Origin of the sequence: Pseudalkalibacillus sp. Hm43 (assembly GCF_051842935.1) — a bacterium.
Classification (GTDB): domain Bacteria; phylum Bacillota; class Bacilli; order Bacillales; family Fictibacillaceae; genus Pseudalkalibacillus.
Window position 1 is genome coordinate 417005 of sequence record NZ_JBPXRR010000001.1, and the last position, 21984, is coordinate 438988.

Below are 21984 nucleotides of genomic sequence, written 5' to 3' on the forward strand. Positions count from 1 at the left end.
GGTCACCATGAACGACTTTCTCTACAACCTCCATTACGACATCGAGCGGGTGAGCCCCCCGGATTGGGAGGTAGACTGGGACGACGCACCGCTTCCGTATAAGCTGTATCGCAACTTGCGGGTCGTCCCGTTGTCATCGGAAGTGCCGCTTACCTTTGAAAAAGTGGAGAGGAAACCGACAATGGAAAACATGTCGCATTTTCTCTGGTTCACGTACGGATTGAACCAGGTTTCGCAAGCGAAAGATGTTTTTACAGAGGACGTTTCCCAGTCCCTCCGCAGGTTTGTCCCTTCTGGTGGAGGGCTCTATCCGAACGAAATCTATCTTTATGTAAAAGTGGAGGGTGTCACACCGGGCATCTACCATTACGACGTCGCTCATCACCGTCTCGTATGCTTGCGGGAAGGGAACTTTGATGACTATATCCAGAAAACGCTCGGCGGTCGATGCGATATGGCGGAATGTTTCGCCGCTGTTTTCATCTCAACGATGTTCTGGAAGAACTTTTTCAAGTACAACAACTTCAGTTACCGGCTTCAAGGGCTGGACGCAGGAGTCGCCATCGGCCAACTGCTGGAGGTGAGCAAGCAATACGGCTACGAAACAAATGTGTACTATCAGTTTCTCGATCAGCCGTTGAATCATCTGCTCGGATTCGATGACCAAGACGAAAATGTCTATGCCGTGATTCCGCTTTCTGAAAAGACAATCCGTACGCAGGACACGAAGACGTATACCGCAGAAACGGTTGTCGGAAGCATTCCAGCGATCCAATCCGACCATTACGTCCATTCTCAAAAGGTACTCGATTTTCCGATGATCCAACGTATGAATGACGCCATAAAAATCGAGTCGACCGAACAATTTTCTGAACCTGTAAAATCAAGAAGGAAGCCGATTCAGGGAGGGTTTCTTTTACCGAATGGAGAGCCACTGTCAGAGAATCTGATGGAAGCTTACCGGCGAAGATACTCACCAGGCATGGATTTTACGATGGGAAAAATTCCATTATCGCAAGTTGCAACCATGCTTCAGCATACGATGAATGCACCCCCGAGAAGTGACTCAGCACCATCTCTTGCAATTGCCGGTTGCTTTTACAATGTAGAAGGGTTACCGGATGGAGCGTATGAATACGATCATTGCACCCATACGTTGCGGTTATTAAAAAAGGGCGACTTCCGGTTGCAGCTGCAAGCCGGAATGACCGCCCATAACGTGAATCTCTATCAAGTTCCGCTCTGTTTCCATATCATCAGCCCGAAAGAATTCCGTAAACGGGATTATCGGATTCTGCAGATGGAAGCGGGAAGGCTGTTACAACGGTTGCTGACAGCAGCCACAGTCCTCGGACTCGGGGGCCACCCGCTCCTCGGTTTCGATGTGAAGCTTTGCGATGACATCTATTCGTATCGCCACGAGACCTGCCTCATCCAAGTTCCAATCGGACCTGTGCACCCGAGAGTGGCACTAAGAGGCAGCCTTTTCTAGCTTGGAAACGCGCAGCAATTTCGCATGAACCAATCGCTTACGCACTGTAATTCCGATCCAACTTGCTAAAAACGCCTTAATCAATCCGACGACGATGAACGGATACACACCGACGGCAAGCGCCTGTGTCCAAGACATATCGAGGACGTACTTCAGCTGGATGCAGCCCATCACGAGCGTAATGACCATTCCGATCGTGTTCGCAACGAGCGCCCACGTAAGGTTGAACTTCGTGCGCTCAAGGATCCATCCAGTCACGAATGCCGTGACGATGAACCCGAATATGTAACCGCCAGTTGGCCCGACAAGCACTTGCGCGCCGCCTTTCGCTTCAGCAAAGACTGGCAAACCAATCGCGCCCATGCCCACATAGCAAAGCATCGCAACCGCACCATAACGGCTACCGAGGATCGTCGCCGTCAACCCGACTGCCAGCGTCTGTCCGCTGATCGGGACGATCGGCAACGGAATTTCAATCTGTGCGAAGATCGCTGTAACCGCAGCGAACATCGCGCACAACGTAATCATTCTGACTCTGTCTAACTTCATTTTCATAACCCCTCTTTCATTAGAAAAATGTTAACTTATAACATAAATAAGTTAACATATAATTCGATTGTTGGGTAGTCTTAGAATTTTTGGCCTTGGTTTTAGAAATTCGGAGCTTCGTTTTAGAAATTTCATAAAGGGTCTTAGAAAAATCACGAGTGGTTTTAGAAAAAACGAAGTGGATCTTTGAATTTAGTAAGATGTAACCACGAAAAAGGAGGTCATCACTATGCCGTATGTAAGCGTGGAGGATCAAGTCGACTTGTTTTATGAAGATGTCGGGGAGGGGACGCCGGTCATATTCATCCATGGCGTCTGGATGAGCAGCAAGTTCTTCCGGAAGCAGACCGAGTTTTTCAGTAAAAACCACCGTGCGATTCTGCTCGATCTCCGCGGACACGGGGAGTCTACCAAATGCCATCACGGACACACCGTCGCCAACTACGCAAAAGACGTCCAGACGTTCATTGAAAAACTGAACCTCAAGGATGTCGTGCTCGTCGGTTGGTCGATGGGAGCGTTCGTCGTTTGGGATTATCTCCAGCAGTTCGGCGACCACAACGTCAAAGGAACGGTCATTGTCGATGAACTGCCGTCCGATTACAAATGGGAGGACTTCCCGATGGGCGCTTTCGACTTTCCTACCCTCATCCACCTCATGCGCGAAGTCCAGAACAACCGCACCGGATTCCTGACTGAGTTCATCCCACTCATGTTTAAAAACGAGCTCTCTCAAGAAGACTTCGACTGGATGCTCGAAGAAACGACGAAACTGCCAGAGTCCGTTGCGAGTGCGATTCTCTTCGATCAAACAGTCGTTGACTACCGAGAGCAATACGAAGGCATCCAAACTCCGACCCTCTTATGCTTCGGACGCGAAGAGAAACTCATCCCCGTCGCAGCAGGAGAATACATCCATGAACGTATGCAAAACTCACAGCTCACCATTTTCGAAAACAGCTGCCACTGCCCGTTTTTAGAAGAACCAGAAAGTTTCAACAAAGTTGTAAAGGCATTTGTTGAGTCATTGTAAATAGTCATATTTTAACGGGCTTCTGACTGATCATCAGTTGCCCTTTTTTCATGTCTATAAACGTCAACATTACATTTATTGTTAAATAGTCCAATAGATTCATTTTTCCAATTATTTGGATATTAAACTTTCTTTATTTGGAAAACTTTTCTATACTACAAGTAGAATTTGGAAAATACATACTTTTCTGAAATCTACTAAATTATGACAAAGGGGGTGAATTCATATTGGCTCATACAAAAGGTAAGAATCCGATTAAAAAACAGACAGGTACGCGCTCCAAGTTCGGTGTAGGCGTCAACGGAACTCCTGATAGAAACGCACATGATCCAGGTGGTGGTTGTGGATGTTCCAGTGGATGTGGTGCTGCAACGAAGGTCAAGAAAGCATAATCATAAGGGGGAGTGGAGTAAGTGACACTAAATGGCTTACTCCACTTCACTCGTTTATCGGGCAGAAATATCAAGTGACTATTATACTATTTTTACCAGTATAAGAAGACTTTACATAATTAGACAAAATATTCATACTTCCAAGTGTAGTTACAAAATTCAGAAAAATGAAAGGGTGAAACACATGGCTGATACTAAAGGTAAAAACCCTGTGAAAAAGCCTACAGGAATTCGTTCTAAGTTTGGTGTAGGTGCGACAGGAACACCAGTAAGAAACGCAGATACGAACCCAGGTGCTTGTAGTTGTTCAAGTGGTTGCGGGGCTGCGACTAAAGTAAAAAAATAGTCAATTTAGTAGAGTGATGGTCCTAGACCATTACTCTACTTCTCTTTAAAGGAGCTATTATAAATGGATACATATAGAATCAACAAATTCATATATCATGTTTTGGCGAATGGGGAAGCTGTCATCCAGACCCAAGCAGGAATGGTCCGCACAGATCATATGGAAATGATGGAGCTCATTGAAAATTGGGATCAAAAGAACCAAACGCTCGCGAGTGAAGAAGAGTTCAAGGCCGTTTTTGCTGAAGATTATTTGGAGGCCATCGAGTTTCTCGAATCATATAGAATCATAGAAGAAGTAAAAGAAAAGAAATTGAGCATCGATCGACTTTCCGTTATTTCAAATCATAGTGAAATTGGAGAGCTTTTACATAAAACATTGAAAAATGATTATCAAAATCATACTGAAGTCAATCATTGCGATATCCATTCGATCAAGCCGAGTCAGGAAAATGAGTTGTCCATCGTATTCTTGAATCCATACAACAAAGCACTTGGTATAGAGTTGAGAGATCGACAAAGGAACACTCCGAATTCCATGATGTTGATGAGTTATGTGTATGAGAGCAGTTTTTATATGGACTGCTTTTATAGTGACGATTGGAAAATGCCTTGTCACCTATGTCATATGGGACACATCGAAAGCCAGTCATTGGTAGCGGACTCTGACACGATGACCTATCAACAAATGGTTTCCTCCCTTTACTCAGTGGATCGGGATTTTAAAATTAATATTCCGCTCACCACAACCCAACAGATGAACATCGTGACGTTGATCAGTAACAAATTGAATCGATTCATGAACGACTTTCATCAATCGAACCTTCATCCAGAAGAGATGACGGATTGTACATTACTCGACTTGAAAACGTTGAAATCCTATCAAGATACGTCCATTCATTGGGAAATGTGTGATTGCTATGAGTAGAAGCAGTCAGACAACTCCATATTACGATGTTTTCAAGCAAAAACAAGATCTGTTCTTTTCTGAAGCCATTCAAGACAAAGTTCTGGACGAGAGAACGTTACAAACCGTCACGAAATTTCATCAATCCACAACGTGGAACATGCCTTTCAACTGGGGATTGGATGAAGATACACAAGAATGGATGGACCTTGTAGAAAATACGGATGTCCTACCTGAAAATGCGGATGGTGAAATCGTCTTCGACCAAGATTCGCCTCATGAGCACCCGTTTCAAAGTACTAGGGATTTCATAGTACATAAACCACTGTCAAAAGTACGGATCGGTGAAATTTTTCAAGGTGCCTTTGGCCGAGATACATATAGGAGAAGCAAACCCTATCCATCTGCTGGTGCACTATATCCGATCATTCCTTTGTTATTTGTAATGGATTCTAGTGCCATTGAGTCTGAAGGGATAGAGGGCTGTTATGTCTATGATTCTACCAATCACAAACTTTCACTCATAAAGCCGTTCACCGCGTCGGATATAGAAAAGCTGAAACGCCATCTGTGTCCGAATGATGATTTCTTTTCGTCTCTTGCAGTTGGCTATGCCCTTGACCTCAAACGTGCGATTACGAAGTACCGAAGAAGAGGCTACCGGCACGGATTGATCGAAGTCGGGCTCATGGCTCAGAGCTTCAGGCACAGTATGGAGAGATATGAAGACATGGGAGAATTCTGTTGGTCTGGTTTCAATGATAATGCATTGACCCACGTTGCAGGATTGAATCCGAAATTGGCACCGATTCTGTTGATCCAGTGGTTTGGAATGGTCCGATGATCTTTCAAAAGAACAGAGGAGAAATCTACGGTTATAAGACACGATCCTTTCAGACAACGGAACCCTTGGTTCAAGCTTATTCAAGAATTCCCAACTTCCTGGATAAGGATGGATACACCGGTCCAATCGAATGTGGGGGCATAGACCGGAGCACTTCTCTTGCGGTAAAAAAAGCTTTCTCAGAATCGGTTGAAAGAAGAGCGGTGACCATTGGTGCGAAGGTAGCTTCTAAACAAGATCCTTTATACGATCGATTGCCTAAGCGTACATTCGGTATAAATGACTTCGAGGAATACAGTTTTTCATTCGATCTGATCAACAAGTGTCCAGCACTCATTCCGAAAGCGACTACGTCCTTTCGATCTGAGAAGCCTTTCATTGTGGATACGACTGGAACGGCAGCACACTCATCTACTGAGATGGCCACTCTATATGCTGTGAAAGAATTATTGGAGAAGAATGCCTTATTCTCTTTCTGGTATGGAAAGAAAGGAGAAAGGCTTGACCATAACATTTCAAATGGGTTAGCAAGGAAACTTGAAAGAATGGGCTATGAATTGAACTATTATGTCGTTGATCTCTTTTCTCCATTAAGGGTCGTTATTCTGATTGGTCATAACCCTGAACACTTTACACAGTTGAAATATATTTTCGGTGTCGGATCCGGTTTTGACTTGGAAGATGCATCCCAAAAAGCGACGACTGAAGCCTACATGTTACGGCTTTATTATAATGTGCTCTATTTCAGAGGAGAAGAAAATCCGAACACGTCCTCCTATGACAATGAAATGATTCTACAACCCATCAGGAGAGACGTTGAATCCCACATCGAGCATTTTCACAGTCTTGATATTCATGAAGGTGAAAGTACTGGGAATTCCCCAGAAAACATCGCGCCAATCATTGATGGTTTACCGGAATGGGTATCCGAATTATACATAACCGTTTTGCCTCAGGCCTTGAGGAATGATTTGATAGTGGTCAAAGCCTTTTCGCCTGATCTCGTCAACCATATACCTAAAAAAGCTTTTGCAGAATGTGAAACCCCAATCCTATCTGAATTTTTGAAATTGAGCAAGACAGAGCTACATCATTTACCGGAATGTCCAATCATCTAATAGGAGAGAAATGCCATGGATATCGTCTTTCATAACGAATCAAACTGCTCTCCCTCCGTTGTTTCCCGTGTTTCCATCAGGAGGCCGGTTTTTTCAAACGGGATAAAGAGCTGTAAACTATCTCCAAACCTACATGAAGGGACCTCAGGTCGATCTGTTGGTTACAGCATGGAAAAAGTGATCAAAGCCTCATTCGGCGAGCATCTTGAAAGATTGAGTCTTTTCAAATCCAAGCTGAGACCAGACGGCTATGGTGATAGGCAGTTTGATGCGTTCAACATGATAACCGGAGAGACCATTCAAGTACCAGCTGCCTCTGTATTATTGGAATATAATCTTCCGGTATTCAAGGGATATGGAAATTTAGAAAAGCTCTATAGTGATACGTGTGGAGTGGCGGCACATTTGAATAGTAAAGATGCGATGCAGAACGGATTTCTCGAATTCGTGGAACGCCAGTCGTTGATACAAACCTGGCTCACTGAACGAGTGGGGGAAAGAGTGACGGAAGCATCCATTACGGATGAGTTGATCCTTAAGTCCATCCATTACATGAACAAATATGTGGATGAGATCCACCAGTTCAATATATCGATTACAGAAGAAGTGTACGTCATCATGACACTCGGCTTTCACGAGAATTACTTTTCAATCGGTATTGACGCGGACGTGGACCTTGATAAAGCAGTACAAGGATCATTGAACGAATTCGCTATGATTGTGGAAGGAAGTATCCTGATTCATCAAAAACCTACTGAGGAACGTGTCTTTCAAGATAGTCAGCTTTACACGGAAATCTTCTATCAGCAAACAGGTGAGGAGTTCCGCCGCAAGTACGAATTCTTGATGAAATCTCCTCCCCTGGGGAAGCGGTCGGATCAGCCTGCTCTAAGTTTCAATTCCCTCATCGAGAAGGTAAGCAGAGAACTGCAGGTACCGATTTACTGTACATTCATCCCCAGTTTCATAGAGTCGGGTAGAGAAAAAGTCGTGAAAATATTTTCACCTGAGGCCTATCCACATATGAATACGGAACAATTCGATCCAGAAGATTATCGAATATCCAGCTCATTCCCTCATAACGGGTTCCCGAATAGAGGGAGACATATTCCCTTCCCATGAGGGATGGAAGGACAACACGAAGAGAGGTGCGAACATGGTTAAGACGTATGAATTCTTTGTTTTTTTCAATCGGGTCGTATGGAAGGAAAGTAAATTGGCGATTGTATGGCCGATGATGCTCCCATTGATTACATTCTTCCTGATCAACTATCGATGGTTTTATGATAAACCGGATTTTGACACGATGATTTCCTACTTTGCAGGATTCTGGGCGTTCATCATCGTTACGATATTCTTGAATGGAGTAGGGTTACGCCTGTCCATCTTCAGGGAGACCGGCTTTCTGAAGAGTTTCACGTATATGGCTGGATCGAAAAACCCGATCGTATTCGGCTTGTTGATGAACCAGATGGGGCTGGGCTTCATCTCCTTGATCATCTTCACATTCGTGAACGGTTTGATTTTTCAACTGCCTGTCTTCACGTTACTGTATTTAGCTATATCCATCTACATACTGGTGGCGTTACCGATTTTTCTGTTGATGATGTGGCTACCGTCCATATCGGTCCGATCGATGACGATCTATTCCATCAGTAACATGCTGATTTTCCCGGCAACCTTCATTGCCGTATACCGTGATGTAATCAACTTTCCACTGTTGAATTTCGTATTCAGTCTGAATCCGGTCGAATACGTCTATCGAATGTCCATCCTGCTCAGCAATACATTCCAATTGACTGACATCGCAACGTATAACAATTGGATCATTGTAGCGATTTCGATCCTATACATGACGATCGGGATTTTATGCTGGAGAAAATTGAAGCTTGTATCAACGATTGTTCGAACATGAATGGAGGTTTGAATCATGATTTCAATGAAAGGAATCAACTATCGGTATCCGAAATCCAAAAGTAATGTGCTTAATGATATTTCCATGTCCTTTAATCCGGACAAAGTAAACGTGATTGCTGGTTTGAACGGTGCGGGGAAGACAACCCTTTTCGATTTGATCACAGGAGTATATCCGAAACAAGAAGGCGAATTCCATAACATCCCTACCATGGATGAAATCCTGTATCAAATCCAAGGTGCATTCTTATCACTCATGATATTAGGAAAAGATTATGCAAGACTTGTGTACAAGATATCAGGTAAGAAATTTCAAAAAGGGTCTCCATCGTCTTTCATCGATTTAGGGGATAAGCGGGAGAATGAATTGCTGGAGAAGCTATGGTGGCGTGAAATCGGACAGATGTCTGTAGGTGAGAGGAGATGGTTGTATGTCACTCTCTTATCTCAACTAGACAGGAAAATGTATCTATTCGATGAACCGACCAGTGCAATCGATCCGTCTTCAAGGCTGAAAATTTGTAAACGGTTAGAAAAGCTTGCGAAAGAACCTGGCAAGACGGTCATCATGTCGAGCCATCATCTTCATGAACTGGAGTTCATCGCATGCAAATTGTTCATCATCAACAAGGGAAGCATCACCTTTCATGGTTCTTATCAGGAATTCCTTGCCACATATGACACCACCAACCCAGACATTGCATTCGACCATTGCATCAACCTATAAAGAAGCAGCTGACTCGTTCCATCGAGTCAGCTCTTTTTGCATGATTAACCGATTAAGCAGGAGATGACAACAAGTTGTATAAGTAACAAGTAAGAAGAACTGGAAAAGGAGTGAAGGTGTTGAACAAAATCCAGAAGATCTCGACGAACCTGTGGTTTGATTCGCAAGCGGAAGAAGCGGCACATTTCTATACGACTGTTTTCGAAAACTCCAAGATTGGGAGAATGACTCGCTACGGGAAGGAAGGGTATGAAATCCACGGAAAGCCGGAAGGCACCGTGATGAACGTGGAATTCCAACTGGAGGGCCAATCATTTGTCGCATTGAATGGCGGGTCTCAGTTCAAATTCAACGAATCGATCTCGTTTATCATCCATTGCGAGAGCCAAGAGGAAATCGACTACTACTGGGAAAAGCTGAGTGAAGGGGGAGACGAAGAGGCGCAAGTATGTGGCTGGCTGAAGGATCAGTTCGGAATATCGTGGCAGATCGTCCCCGCCAACTTGCCAGAAATGCTCAGCGACCCGGACCCTGAAAAAGTGAACAGAGTCATGCAAGCCTTGCTCCAAATGAAAAAGATCGACATCGCAACGCTCAAACGGGCTTATGAAGGATAACTTCCTAATGCCCTAGTCAGCTGTACAGTCATCTTTGTTCTCTAAACATAAGATAAAATACTTATGTTTAGGAGAGGGTTTTTGTTGTGTCGATTAAAAGAGAATTAATGAATTATATACGAAATGAAATCCTAAAGTCTAAATCAAAGTGTGATGCTAATTGTGAATGTGATAAATGTTGTGAAAAAAACAACAGCTGTACGATTTGTCCACCGGGACCACCAGGCCCTCCTGGTCCACCAGGACCTCCAGGAACAACATGTATTAGAACCAATCCTGAAAATGGATGTTCTGTCGCGGAAGGAATAGAGACGACTGTTGCAAATGGTTTTGCTTCCCATGCAGAAGGGTGTAATACAGTGGCAAGTGGGGATTGTTCCCATGCGGAGGGAAGTGACACACAAACATCAGCTTCAGCGACTTCAGCACATGCCGAAGGGAGCAATACGAACGCTAATGGAGTTGCCTCGCACGCAGAGGGAGAGAGTACTACTGCGAATGGTGCTCAATCACACGCAGAAGGGAATGGCACGACTGCTGGTGGTGAATCTTCCCATGCGGAGGGAGTGAATACAACAGCGAGTGGTCTTGCTGCTCATGCGGAGGGGTCGGAGACGGTCTCAAGTGGGAATTTCTCTCATGCGGAAGGTAGAGGAACAACTGCTAGTAATGAAGCTTCACACTCTGAAGGTAAAAACACAACTGCCAGTGGAGTTGGCTCTCATTCGGAAGGTGAGAATACAATTGCTAGTGGTGATCAATCTCATGCAGAAGGAATTGATACACAAGCTACAGGAGCAAATTCTCATGCAGAAGGTAACGCTACCATCGCAAGCGGCCTATCGTCACATGTAGAGGGTGTAGATTCAACTGCTGAAGGGGATTTCTCTCATGCTGAGGGGTCTGCTAATATTGCCTTTGGTAATAGCTCACATGCTGAAGGGGAGGGAAACAGTGCCACAGGAAGAGCGTCCCATGCAGAAGGAGGAGCGGTTGATCAACTCGGAAATGGAGCCCCTACATTAGCGAGTGGAGATAGTTCTCATGCCGAAGGTGTTGGTACAATTGCTAGTGGATTTGCGGCTCATGCAGAAGGAGGAACTTCTGATGTTAATTCAGACCTTGGTCCACAAACAACTGGTGATTTTTCACATGCCGAAGGTGCAAGTACATTCGCCGTTGGTGTAGCTTCCCATTCGGAAGGAATAAGGACTGAAGCTAATGGAACGGGCTCTCATGCTGAAGGTTTTGAAACAATCGCAAATGCATTCGCTTCACATTCAGAAGGTTGTAACACTAATGCAAATGGGAATTATGCTCATGCAGAAGGTATAGTTACTACTTCTGAGGGAGAAGCTTCCCACACAGAAGGAAGAGAGACGAGAGCATTCGGAGAGAATTCTCATGCAGAAGGCTTTCGAACTACAACAGGAGATGCAGCTGATCCAACACAGGGTATAAATGCACATGCAGAAGGCAGTTCAACTATTGCCAGCGGTGGAAACTCTCATGCTGAGGGGAATGGAACTATAGCTAGCGGTCTTAACTCCCATGCAGAAGGAGAAAACACGACTACAGCAGGATTCCAAAACGCTCATATCATGGGACGTTTCGGGGATGCAGAAGAAGCCCACTCATGGTTTATCGGAAATGGTACTACAGCTGTTTTGAGAGGTTTAGGCGCAAAGTGGCTTGCATCGGATGGTGAGATGTATATTGATGGTGCAGCTTACAACACAGGTGGAGCAGACTTCGCAGAAATGTTTGAAACAGAGGATGGCAAGAGTATAGATGTTGGTTATTTTGTAACCGTTAGTTCAGAGGACAAGATAAGAATTGCTACCAATAAAGATGATTTCATCTTAGGTATCAGCAGTGCTACCCCTAGTTTAATAGGAGATAGTGCGGGACTAAGTTGGCATGGCAGGTACGACCTCGACGAATGGGGAAGAAGAACCTATCATGAAGTTACGATTCCAGCTCAGAAAGACGGAGATGGAAATGAGATCATTCCTGAGCGAACAGAAATTCAACCTGTCATTAATCCGGATTGGGATCCCCAACGTGAATATATTCCGAGAAAGAAGCGTCCAGAGTGGGTTCCAGTAGGACTTGTTGGAAAGATTTTGGTCCGAGATGATGGAACCTGTAAAACCCATGGGTACTGCTGGCCAAATGAAAAAGGAATAGCTACCAATGCTAAAAAAGGATTCTTAGTCTTGAAACGAACGGGACCAAACCAAGTACTGGTCTTAATTAACTCTACAACAAACAATCAATACAACAAGGTAGACCAGCTAAAAGGGTTGGCTGAATTAAGAGATCAGGGGATTCTGACGGAAGAAGAATTCCTTATTGAGAAACAGAAATTACTAGCATCTTAATAGAAGTTTTACAGAGAGCTGCCACTATCTATGAGTCAGCTCTTTTTAAATGGGAAACAAAATCTGTTTGACCTGAACAAACCTTCCCAATTATGATGAAAATATCAAAGACAGGAAGAATGAAGAGAGGAGAGATTCCTATGACGTTCGCACGACCTCCTTGTTAATCCCTATGCTTCCGTAGTTCTCGAGCACCTCCAGATGATTCAGCAACCAGGCAATCATCATGGAGAGGAGCGCTCAAATGAACTATACGAAAAACATCCACAAACTCTATATCATCAGTTTCTTTTTTGGACTCATGCCAGCCTATGTAATCGAGCGGCTGTTTTGGAAAGCGCGAGGCATGACGATTCAGATGGTCGTTTATGCGGAGATCATCTATGCGGCCACGATCGTTTTACTAGAGGTGCCGACCGGAATCCTCGCCGATAAATGGGGACGGAAGAACATGATTGTCGTCTGTGCCTTCCTCGGGAGTCTCGAGTTTTTCCTATTGATCTACTCGACGGAATTCTGGCACTTCGCCGTTGTCGTGTTCCTTGCCGGAATCGCCACCACGGCCTACAGCGGATCAGCGAATGCATTTCTGTTCGATTCCTTGAAAACGAGTGGCGCAGAGACACACTTTGAAAAAGAACTCGGCCGGATCAATGCGATCGATATCACGTCGACGATCATCGCGGCATTAAGCGGGAGTTTCCTCGCGAGCCGTTTCGACTTCGAGTTGAACTACTGGCTGTCCTTTGGCGGAATGACCATTGCCATGCTGTTTTCTTTTACGCTCGTAGAACCGCCGAACCAGCATGAATCCGATGAAACGACGAACTTCCGAGAATACATCAGTACCTCATTCAATGTGTTCCGGAGAAATCCCGCCATTTTCCAGGTGGTCCTTGTCGGGATGGTAACGGGAGCTGCGATTACGTTCATCGATGAGTTTTGGCAGCTGTATCTGGACCGGATCGGGATTCCGATCGTGTTCTTCGGGATCTTTTCAGCAGCAACTTTTCTCTTGAGGATACCCGGGACGCTGTTCGCATATCTGTTAAAAAGTACGTTCAGCTACCGAAGTTTGCTCATCACGGTATCTGTCGTGTTTTCGATTGGTATCGCCTGCATTGCACTGTTCAAGGGAAGTATCGGTTTGATTGCGATCCTGATCGTCTGCTTGTTTGCAGGCATCACGGAACCGCTCACGACAGGATACTTGCATCACCGGATCGATTCTAAAATGCGGGCGACGGTTGATTCGTTCCAATCACTCGGCTTGAACGTCATCATGATCCTCACAAGTTTAGGGTTCGGTTATTTTTCAACCCGATACGATCTGTTCGGAGGGTTCGGTTTCATCGCCATCTTCTGTACGATTTTCCTTCTATACCTTACGATGGACAAAAAAGAACTGGACATATAAAAGAGGGCGCTGAATCACTCAGTGCTTGTTCTTCTTCTGAGAAAACTTTAAGACACCATTTCAATTGGTCTTGACCTTTGTAAACCCTTACTTCTAGAAAGTAAGAAAGACCTCTCCAGGAACAGATTGATAGACACGCGTTATGAGTGTTTCATCTGAACCTTGAGAGGCCACATATTAGTTAATCATTCAGCTGATTTTGCCTAGCATGATACCTGAAATTGGGATTTCATGCTAGGTTTTATGTTTTATTGGGCTGTACATACTTTACCAATAGCAAGTCTACGGGGTAAATTTCCAACAGGAACAGTGCCAATAACGGCATCTGTTGAAGAATCGATGACAGATACATTGTTACTGTCATTATTAACCACATAAGCTTTTGTGCCATTGGGTGTAACAGCAACATCTATAGGATCATCTCCGACAGGAACTGTTGTGATAACAGTATCAGTAACTACATTAATAACAGAAACATTTGCACTAAAACGATTGACAACATACACTTTAGTCCCATCTGGTGTTATTGCTAGTGTGCCGGGTCGAACTCCAACAGGGACAGTAGTAATAATAGTATTTGTAGTAGTGTTAATAACAGAAACATTGTTACTATTACCATTAGAGACATATACTTTAGTTCCATCTGGTATTATTACTAGTTGTCTGGGAGAGGTTCCAACAGAAACAGTAGCAATAACAGTATTTGTTGTTGTGTTGATCACAGAAACATTGTTACTATCGAGATTAGTAACATAAGCTTTTGTGCCATCTGGTGTTATTGCCACATTAGCAGGAGAGGTTCCAACAGGAACAGTAGCCATAACAGTGTTTGTAGTAGTGTTGATTACAGAAACATTGTTACTAACCATATTAGGAACATATACTTTGGTTCCATCTGGCGTTATTGCAACATCAAAAGCTCCAAGCCCAACAGGAATAGTAGCGATAACAGTATTAGTGGACGTGTTAATTACAGATACACTGTTATCATCTTGATTAACTACATAAGCTTTGATTCCATCTGGTGTAATTGCTAGTGTTCTGGGTCCAACTCCAACTGGAACAGTAGCAATAACAGTATTTGTAGTCGTGTTGATTACAGAAACATTGTTACTATTAAGGTTAGTAACATATGTTTTAGTCCCATCTGGTGTTATTGCTACTTCCGATGGGGTTACCCCAACAGGTACAGTTGCAATGACTAAATCTGTTGCTGTATTGATTACAGAAACATTATTACTCTCTTCATTAAGAACATAAGAAAGTACATCGCAAGATTCAATTGGTCCAAAATCAACTGAAACTACACTTTTGCAACTAAATGTAACAGGATCGCCTTCGTTTGTGCCTGTAACACAACATGTCTTATGATCGAAACACAAAAAGACAATGCCAATCCGTTCTGATGATTTCTCAAAACGGACATTTACTCTGGTACCTGCTTGTAGGTGTCTGAATATACTACATAAACATGAATCATTACATGAGGGGAACTTCTTCATTTTCCACCCTCCTTTTTTATGCTCGTACACTTAATGTATGTAGGAGGAGGGGGAGTGGTATAGGCAAGCCCATCATGAGTTACAAAAGAAAAGCCTAACATGATTCCTTAAATTACAAGATTCGTTTACATACCGGTAATAGAGGTTTCATGATAGGTTTTTTTTTAGATAATAAAGTTACTAAGTCAAAAGGGTTCTATTAGAGAATTAAAACATGACATTTATGGTTTCTCCACGACAATTTATAATGAGCTAGGTCTAATTCTTTCGCTCTCATTTAATTTAAATTCCATAATAATTTCCCGCAAAAACGCTACATAGTGTTCATCTCTTACCAACCATGCCAAGTGGTTTCGTTTCACGAAACGCTCAGCATCCTGAAAGCTAGCGTACTGTTCAGATAATATCTCGCCATTCATTTCAACGACCCAATTTTCCCCATCAGCCGCATAAATGAAAAAGCGATCTTCGTTTCTGTTCTCGAACAAACTGCCTTCTGCCGTTTCCTTCAGGTTGTATCGGTTACGGATCGCATCCGGTCTCATCGGTTCGATCAAGAAGGCAGCCCGAGCATACAATTGATAGGACTCTTCGTTCATCGAGCATCCGGACGCCTTCGCATGCCCGCCTCCACCGAACTGACCGGCTACCTCGGAGACATCGACATGGTCATGGATCGTCCGGAAGCTGATCTTTTTCCCGCCCATATTGAGGATCGTAATGTAATCGAGGTGGGGATTTTCCAATCCTAATTCGTTCCCGAGCTCAGAGAAATACGATTCTGCATGAACGATGCCTGTGCAATGATCTCCGACGAACGTCTGGACAAGCTCCCGCTTTTTCCGGCGGATGTAACGCTCGATCTTATCCTCCTCCATATCAAGAAGCTTAACTTCAAAATCATCATATTCGAAGTGCGCCTGCTCTTGCAGCCTCGGCACCATCTTTTCAACGAACTCATCGATCGACACCATGAAAAAGAGGTCATTCAACTGCTTCGCTTTGATGTTGTCATTCGCGTCCCATTCCCACGTATCGTATTGACGGACGAGCTCGACGAATTCCTCTAGCGCAGCGGAAGGCTCCAGATGTCCCTTATGAACGAGGTACCCATATAAAAGGGAGGTCGCACATGCGAGGCGACCGTCGTCATACTCGACTTTCACATAACCCCAATCATAGTCATTGAAACGGAGGGCCGTTTTATGATGGTCAATCAGTTGGACCTTTCCGCCATCATGAAACCATTCACCCAACGCTTCTTCATTCTTTTCATTGACCGAAAGATCGGTAATCAACACAGTCCAATCTTTGTTTTTTTTCTCATATAAATAGTCGAGAAACCGCTCCACCTGGTGATCGAGCCCCATCACCGAATTGTAGCGAACATCCACCTGGTCGCCGAACGCAATCTTTGCGACAATCCCACATCCGACACCATCCAAATCATTGTGCGTGAACAATTTGTACATAACCGTCTCCTTGTGTATGTAAGTCTTAGCTGTTTTAGTTTGTTAAGAATACAAGGAACTATTCGCACAAAAAAAGACGAGCAAGCCACAAGGGACCTGCTCATCAAATCGTTCGATTTTAGTAAACTTTGTCTCCGTTAAAAATGGAGTTCTTCACGATGACATAATCGACGTGACGGATGGCATCAATGTTTGTTCCGCCCGCATAAGAGATAGCGGATTGAAGATCCTGCTCCATCTCGGTCAATGTATCCTGTAGGGAACCTTTATGTTCGACAAACATTTTCTTACCTTCAACATTTTTCTTTTCGCCTTTTTGGAACTCGGAAGCGGAACCGAAATATTCTTTAACCAGCTTTCCGTCTATCGTCATCGTTTCACCAGGAGATTCTTCATGACCCGCGAACAACGAACCGATCATCACCATCGAAGCTCCGAAACGGATCGATTTCGCAACATCTCCATGTGTACGGATTCCGCCGTCAGCAATAATCGGTTTGCTTGCTGCCTTCGCACACCACCGAAGAGCTGCCAATTGCCATCCACCTGTACCAAAACCGGTTTTGATTTTGGTGATACAAACCTTCCCAGGTCCGATACCGACCTTGGTTGCATCAGCTCCGGCATTCTCCAACTCTCTTACCGCTTCAGGCGTACCAACGTTACCGGCAATCACAAAGCTTCCAGGTAAATGGTATTTGATATGTTGGATCATCTCAATGACCGCAGTAGAATGACCATGAGCGATATCAATTGTGATGTATTCCGGCACCAACTGCTGCTCCGCTAATTGACGGATGAAACTGTACTCTTCTTCCTTCACGCCGACACTGATGGAGGAGATCAAGCCGTGCTCTTTCATGTTTTTGATAAAATTTAAACGCTTTTCAGGTTGGAAGCGGTGCATGATATAGAAGTATTGTTTTTCAGCAAGATAAACGGCGATCTTCTCGTCGATGATCGTTTGCATGTTCGCTGGAACGACAGGAAGCTTGAACGTATGCTCTCCTAAAGTAACGGTTGTATCACATTCTGAACGGCTATTAACCACACATTTTGCGGGAATTAACTGAATATCTTCATAATCAAATACATTATCCAAGATGAAACACCCCTAAACACGAATATTTATATTGTTAATTATAATAATTGTTCGTACATAGTCTAATGTAAATCATTATGAAGAAGAAGTCAAAGGGACTTTTCGTTATTTGTAAAATATTTCTTGACCTGAGATCGGAAAGACGGTTACATAAAATAAAAAGGTTCATACGAACAGGAATCGGACATTAAGGCACGACCATTTTTGTAAAAAAGGTAAGGGGCTGGCGGAATGGAAATCAAACAAATATCAGAGCACATTTGGAGCTTGAAGACGTGGATGATTGTGCCGATCCACGTATGGGTTGTAAAAGAAGAAGACGGGGTCACACTCGTTGATGCAGGTATCGGGATGATGGGGAAGGGAATTCTCAAATTCATCAATGGATTGGATGCTGGACCTTTGAAAAGGATTGTCCTGACGCACGGACATCCCGATCATGTCGGAGCATTGAAGTCAATATTAAAAGAAACCGAAGTCCCGGTATATGTGCACAGTAATGAAATTCCGTATATGGAAGGTAAAAAAGCGTATCCGGGACGAAAGAAACCTTCCGCAAATGTCTCCGAAAATCTCGCACAACCATTGATGGAAGACGAAACAGGAAAGCTCAACAAAATCGGCAACCTGGAACCGTATTGGACGCCAGGGCACGCGCCAGGTCATGTTGTCTATTATCAACCGGAAGATGGCGTGTTGCTCGCAGGTGATTTATTCACTTCGAAAAATGAGAAGCTCTATCGACCGATGCCGATGTTCACCTATGACATGGAGGAAGCGGTCCGGAGCAGCCAGATCGTCGGAGAACTGAAGCCAAAACGCCTCGAAGTCTGTCATGGAAAAGCGGTCCTGAATCCCGCAGACCACCTCGATCAATACATCCAGGAAACAACGAAAACCTATTCAATCAAGGAAGAGAACGTGTTCAAAGGATAAGCATACAAGACCAGGGTCTCAAACGAGAACGCTGGTCTTTTTCTATTTTCCAAAATAATGAAACTTTTTCCCCGTTTCAATCGTAAACAGATACTGAAAGCAGGTGAACGAAATGAAACGATGGATTCCAATTCTTATTTTCTTCTTGGTCATGTTATTGTTCCCGAACCAAGCATTTGCTGTGGAATATTCGATTACGGAAGCAAGGATCGATGCCTATCTGCAGGAAAACGGGGACGTACAAGTTGAGGAGACATTTACATATGCATTCGAAGGGAAGTTCAACGGCATCACAAGGGAAGTGATTCCGAAGAAAGGGTCCGAGATCAAAGCCTTCAAAGCCACTGAAGATGGAAAAGCGTTGAAGGTGGAACGAGACGATCATTTTTACAAGATCCATCGGAAAGGGTCGGACGAAGTGGTCGAAGTGGATCTCACCTATACGATTAAAAAAGGCGTCGAAGTCTATTCTGATGTCGCTCAGTTCTATTGGGCTTTTTACGATAGAAGTAATGAATCAACGTATGAAAACCTGTTGATCGCCATACACCCTCCGAAAGATACCGAAGATGTGATTGCGTTCGGTTATGATGAAGCGTATGGAGATGAAGACATTCTGCCGAATGGAACGGTCTATTTTGACATGGGTCGGGTACCGGACAATACGAACGGAGATATCCGGGTAGCTTATGATCAAGCTCTGTTTCCATCCGCGACTCCATTTTCCGATCAACCGATGAAAGAAGAGATTTTACAGGAGAAAGAGGATCTTCAGGCACAAGTCATAGCAAAAGCGGAACGACATAGGGCTCTCGACAGGACGGCAAGCATCGCCCTCCCGATTGTAGGTCTGTTAATCGTTTTAAACTATATAGGGTTATGGAAAGGTCATGCCAATCGGAAAAGGGAAGCCGAAAGGGAGATGGACCTTACCCGCAATGTACCGAAACAGAGGATGAGCCTATCGGCGACCATTGCTTACACCAATTATAAGCAACTTCCACCTGAAGCCATCTCTGCCGCTATGTTGGATCTCGTACGGAAAAAGTATGTGAAGCGCATTGCCGAAGACCGTTTCCAAATCATCCATAGGGAAGGTGCCTTGAAGCATGAACAAATCCTTATGGAATGGCTGTTTGATGTAATCGGAGAAAACGGTGAATTCGGTTTCAATGATCTTAAACGCTATACACGACTAAAGATAAACCATGAAACTTATCGCAACTACAGTACGAAATGGCAGAAAGCCGTAAAAGAAGAAGTGAACGAGAACCAGCTCTATGAAAACAAGAAAGCATACCGTATATCAATCGGGTTATCCAGTATCATTTTTATGCCATTCATCTTCGGCTTCCATGGTTTGCTACTCTGGATGATTACAACAGTCCTTCTCGTCGGTGCAATCATCGTTTATGCGTTCTCGTACAATCCGAGAACGGAAAAAGGAGCCTTGATCCATTATGAATGGAAGGAGTTCAAGAAACGATTTGAAACCCTGAATGAAGAAGACTGGAGAACATGGTCAGATGACGATCAATTACGCGCCTATATCTACGGACTCGGTACGAAAACCAAATCAATCATTAAGAAGAATGAAAGGTTCTCCAAATCATTCTATCCACCAAGTACTAAAAATGCAGAGGAGGTAGCCTATTCCTCCACGGATGTCAGCAGCTTCATCATATTGGGAGCAGCATGCTCCAACAACTTCCAGGCAGCCAACCAATCCACTGGAGTCTCATTGGGAGCAAGTACAGCAGGATCTGGAGCAGGAGTTGGCGGTGGAGGAGGTGGATCCGGTGCATTCTGATGTAACATTAAATTTATATTGAGGAAGCCTTTCAATAAAGAAACGAGAGCTGAGTTGTTCAACATGACTGGGTAACTCTGTCTATAAACCATTTTCTGCTATTATTAAAGTGATTACCTTTTAAGTTGGTGAGAAATTATATGAATGAAAAAACTTTAAAAGATAAAATAGGAAATTTGAGTATATGGACTAAGGGTGACCAAAGAGCACCTCATAAACCATTATTATTACTGTATGCTCTTGCCAAATATCAAAGAGATAAGATTCGGGACTTACCGTATATTGAGGTTAAAGATAAGTTAAAAAAGTTACTATCTGAGTTCGGACCTCACCGACATTCGTATCATCCTGAGCATCCTTTTGTAAGGTTAACCAATGATGGTATATGGTCTTTAAATAAACAAGTTGGAAGGGACAATATCAAAAATAACTACCTTGTCCAAAATGAATTGGTTGGTGGATTCAACGATGAAGTGTGTCAATTGTTAAACAGGAATCCCAATATTATAGAAGAATTAGCCGACTTGATACTTCATAAACATTTCCCGCAAAGTATACATGAAGATATTCTATTGGCAGTTGGATTGGAAATAAGGATAAAGAAAAGTAAAACTAGAGATCCATTGTTTAGAAATAAAATATTAAGAGCTTACGAGTATAGTTGTGCTGTGTGTGGATTTAATATCCGATTAGGAAATAACCTGGTTGCCATAGAAGCTGCGCATATCAAGTGGTTTCAATTGGGTGGACCGGATACTGAACAAAACGGCATAGCCTTATGTTCACTACATCATAAGTTATTTGATAGAGGAGTTTTCACACTGACAAATAAGAGGCAATTAATTGTATCAGAAGAAGCACATGGTACGAAAGGATTTAGAGAATGGCTTATGAATTATCATGGAAATTATTTAAAGAGTCCAATAAACAATTCCTACTCCCCAAATGAGGCATATCTTAACTGGCATTTTAGAGAGGTTTTCCGAGGAGAAGCCAGACCTTTTTAAAGGAGGTTAATTATGAACGAATTAAACCATATGAAGGAAGCGTATGGTTTTTTGTATAAGATTGAGAACACACTTAGAAAATACATATCTAAAGAATTACAGTTGGTTTATGGTGAGAACTGGTACGAAGCTTCATATAAATTTTATTTAAGAAGGCAACCTAATAAATCATTTGTAAATTTACAATTTCATGAATTAATAAGTTTCTTTAAAAGTTGCCGTATTTTTATCAACAGCCTTCCTAGGAGTTTATTTTCAAATCTCTATTATTTATGTCCAATCAGAAACAAAATAGCTCATTGCGTTGTGCTTGATGAAACAGAGTTCAAAATTTTGAGAAACACATATAACCAACTTCTTGAGACTATACAGATATAACAATAGTAATTAATAGTAAACCCAAACCCTATATTTAA

At 43.3% G+C, this 21984-nt stretch carries 21 protein-coding genes; 17 read left to right on the forward strand and 4 right to left on the reverse strand.

Annotation, left to right across the window (positions count from 1 at the left end):
• Window positions 1–7: 7 nt before the first annotated feature.
• Window positions 8–1492 carry a SagB family peptide dehydrogenase gene (locus tag ACSVDE_RS02200; protein ID WP_439299326.1) on the forward strand — a complete coding sequence of 495 codons (1485 nt, stop codon included), beginning with the start codon at window positions 8–10 and terminating at the stop codon, window positions 1490–1492.
• On the opposite strand, the gene ACSVDE_RS02205 is transcribed toward ACSVDE_RS02200, so the two are convergent.
• Entirely contained in the window at window positions 1472–2041 is a 570-nt protein-coding gene (locus tag ACSVDE_RS02205; RefSeq protein WP_439299327.1) for a biotin transporter BioY, read from the reverse strand. The genes ACSVDE_RS02200 and ACSVDE_RS02205 overlap by 21 nt on opposite strands.
• A gap of 229 nt (window positions 2042–2270) precedes the next feature.
• On the opposite strand from ACSVDE_RS02205, the gene ACSVDE_RS02210 reads away from it, so the two are divergent.
• The 12 genes from ACSVDE_RS02210 (at window position 2271) to ACSVDE_RS02265 (ending at window position 13739) form a co-directional block, all read left to right on the forward strand.
• Window positions 2271–3074: an alpha/beta fold hydrolase gene (locus ACSVDE_RS02210; RefSeq protein ID WP_439299328.1), complete on the forward strand. Its 804-nt coding sequence runs from the start codon at window positions 2271–2273 to the stop codon at window positions 3072–3074.
• A gap of 227 nt (window positions 3075–3301) precedes the next feature.
• Window positions 3302–3466 (forward strand): hypothetical protein, encoded by a 165-nt coding sequence (locus ACSVDE_RS02215; protein ID WP_439299329.1) that lies wholly within the window; start codon window positions 3302–3304, stop codon window positions 3464–3466.
• Between the two features lie 184 nt (window positions 3467–3650).
• Window positions 3651–3812, forward strand: a complete 162-nt coding sequence (locus ACSVDE_RS02220) for a hypothetical protein (RefSeq protein ID WP_439299330.1) — start codon at window positions 3651–3653, stop codon at window positions 3810–3812.
• Window positions 3813–3875: 63 nt separating this feature from the next.
• Complete coding sequence (locus ACSVDE_RS02225) at window positions 3876–4739, forward strand: McbB family protein (protein ID WP_439299331.1); 864 nt, start codon at window positions 3876–3878, stop codon at window positions 4737–4739.
• Window positions 4732–5562, forward strand: coding sequence for a hypothetical protein (locus tag ACSVDE_RS02230; RefSeq protein WP_439299332.1), 831 nt, complete (start codon window positions 4732–4734; stop codon window positions 5560–5562). The genes ACSVDE_RS02225 and ACSVDE_RS02230 overlap by 8 nt, the downstream gene beginning before the upstream one ends.
• Window positions 5559–6680 (forward strand): YcaO-like family protein, encoded by a 1122-nt coding sequence (locus ACSVDE_RS02235; protein WP_439299333.1) that lies wholly within the window; start codon window positions 5559–5561, stop codon window positions 6678–6680. The genes ACSVDE_RS02230 and ACSVDE_RS02235 overlap by 4 nt, the downstream gene beginning before the upstream one ends.
• A 15-nt stretch (window positions 6681–6695) precedes the next feature.
• Window positions 6696–7802 carry a YcaO-like family protein gene (locus tag ACSVDE_RS02240; RefSeq protein ID WP_439299334.1) on the forward strand — a complete coding sequence of 369 codons (1107 nt, stop codon included), beginning with the start codon at window positions 6696–6698 and terminating at the stop codon, window positions 7800–7802.
• A gap of 34 nt (window positions 7803–7836) precedes the next feature.
• Entirely contained in the window at window positions 7837–8595 is a 759-nt protein-coding gene (locus ACSVDE_RS02245) for an ABC transporter (protein ID WP_439299335.1), read from the forward strand.
• Window positions 8596–8610: 15 nt separating this feature from the next.
• Window positions 8611–9321 carry an ATP-binding cassette domain-containing protein gene (locus ACSVDE_RS02250; RefSeq protein WP_439299336.1) on the forward strand — a complete coding sequence of 237 codons (711 nt, stop codon included), beginning with the start codon at window positions 8611–8613 and terminating at the stop codon, window positions 9319–9321.
• Window positions 9322–9437: 116 nt separating this feature from the next.
• The gene (locus ACSVDE_RS02255) at window positions 9438–9938 is read left to right on the forward strand and encodes a VOC family protein (protein WP_439299337.1); all 501 of its coding nucleotides are present in this window, start codon (window positions 9438–9440) and stop codon (window positions 9936–9938) included.
• A 359-nt stretch (window positions 9939–10297) separates the two neighbouring features.
• Window positions 10298–12322, forward strand: a complete 2025-nt coding sequence (locus ACSVDE_RS02260; RefSeq protein WP_439299338.1) for a peptidase G2 autoproteolytic cleavage domain-containing protein — start codon at window positions 10298–10300, stop codon at window positions 12320–12322.
• A gap of 244 nt (window positions 12323–12566) precedes the next feature.
• Window positions 12567–13739: an MFS transporter gene (locus ACSVDE_RS02265; RefSeq protein WP_439299339.1), complete on the forward strand. Its 1173-nt coding sequence runs from the start codon at window positions 12567–12569 to the stop codon at window positions 13737–13739.
• Between the two features lie 248 nt (window positions 13740–13987).
• Here ACSVDE_RS02265 and ACSVDE_RS02270 read toward each other — a convergent pair whose 3' ends face one another.
• The 3 genes from ACSVDE_RS02270 to guaC form a co-directional block, all read right to left on the reverse strand.
• Window positions 13988–15241, reverse strand: coding sequence for a beta-propeller fold lactonase family protein (locus ACSVDE_RS02270; protein ID WP_439299340.1), 1254 nt, complete (start codon window positions 15239–15241; stop codon window positions 13988–13990).
• Between the two features lie 242 nt (window positions 15242–15483).
• Complete coding sequence (locus ACSVDE_RS02275) at window positions 15484–16713, reverse strand: DHH family phosphoesterase (RefSeq protein WP_439299341.1); 1230 nt, start codon at window positions 16711–16713, stop codon at window positions 15484–15486.
• A 118-nt stretch (window positions 16714–16831) separates the two neighbouring features.
• The gene (gene guaC, locus ACSVDE_RS02280) at window positions 16832–17815 is read right to left on the reverse strand and encodes a GMP reductase (RefSeq protein ID WP_439299342.1); all 984 of its coding nucleotides are present in this window, start codon (window positions 17813–17815) and stop codon (window positions 16832–16834) included.
• 231 nt (window positions 17816–18046) lie between these two features.
• On the opposite strand from guaC, the gene ACSVDE_RS02285 reads away from it, so the two are divergent.
• The 4 genes from ACSVDE_RS02285 to ACSVDE_RS02300 all read left to right on the forward strand — a co-directional run bounded on the left by ACSVDE_RS02285 (window position 18047) and on the right by ACSVDE_RS02300 (window position 21946).
• Window positions 18047–18751: an MBL fold metallo-hydrolase gene (locus ACSVDE_RS02285; RefSeq protein ID WP_439299343.1), complete on the forward strand. Its 705-nt coding sequence runs from the start codon at window positions 18047–18049 to the stop codon at window positions 18749–18751.
• 112 nt (window positions 18752–18863) lie between these two features.
• Window positions 18864–20561: a DUF2207 domain-containing protein gene (locus ACSVDE_RS02290; protein ID WP_439299344.1), complete on the forward strand. Its 1698-nt coding sequence runs from the start codon at window positions 18864–18866 to the stop codon at window positions 20559–20561.
• A 140-nt stretch (window positions 20562–20701) separates the two neighbouring features.
• Window positions 20702–21568, forward strand: coding sequence for a phosphorothioated DNA-binding restriction endonuclease (locus ACSVDE_RS02295; protein WP_439299345.1), 867 nt, complete (start codon window positions 20702–20704; stop codon window positions 21566–21568).
• Window positions 21569–21580: 12 nt separating this feature from the next.
• Window positions 21581–21946: a Swt1 family HEPN domain-containing protein gene (locus ACSVDE_RS02300; protein WP_439299346.1), complete on the forward strand. Its 366-nt coding sequence runs from the start codon at window positions 21581–21583 to the stop codon at window positions 21944–21946.
• The last annotated feature ends 38 nt before the right edge of the window (window positions 21947–21984 follow it).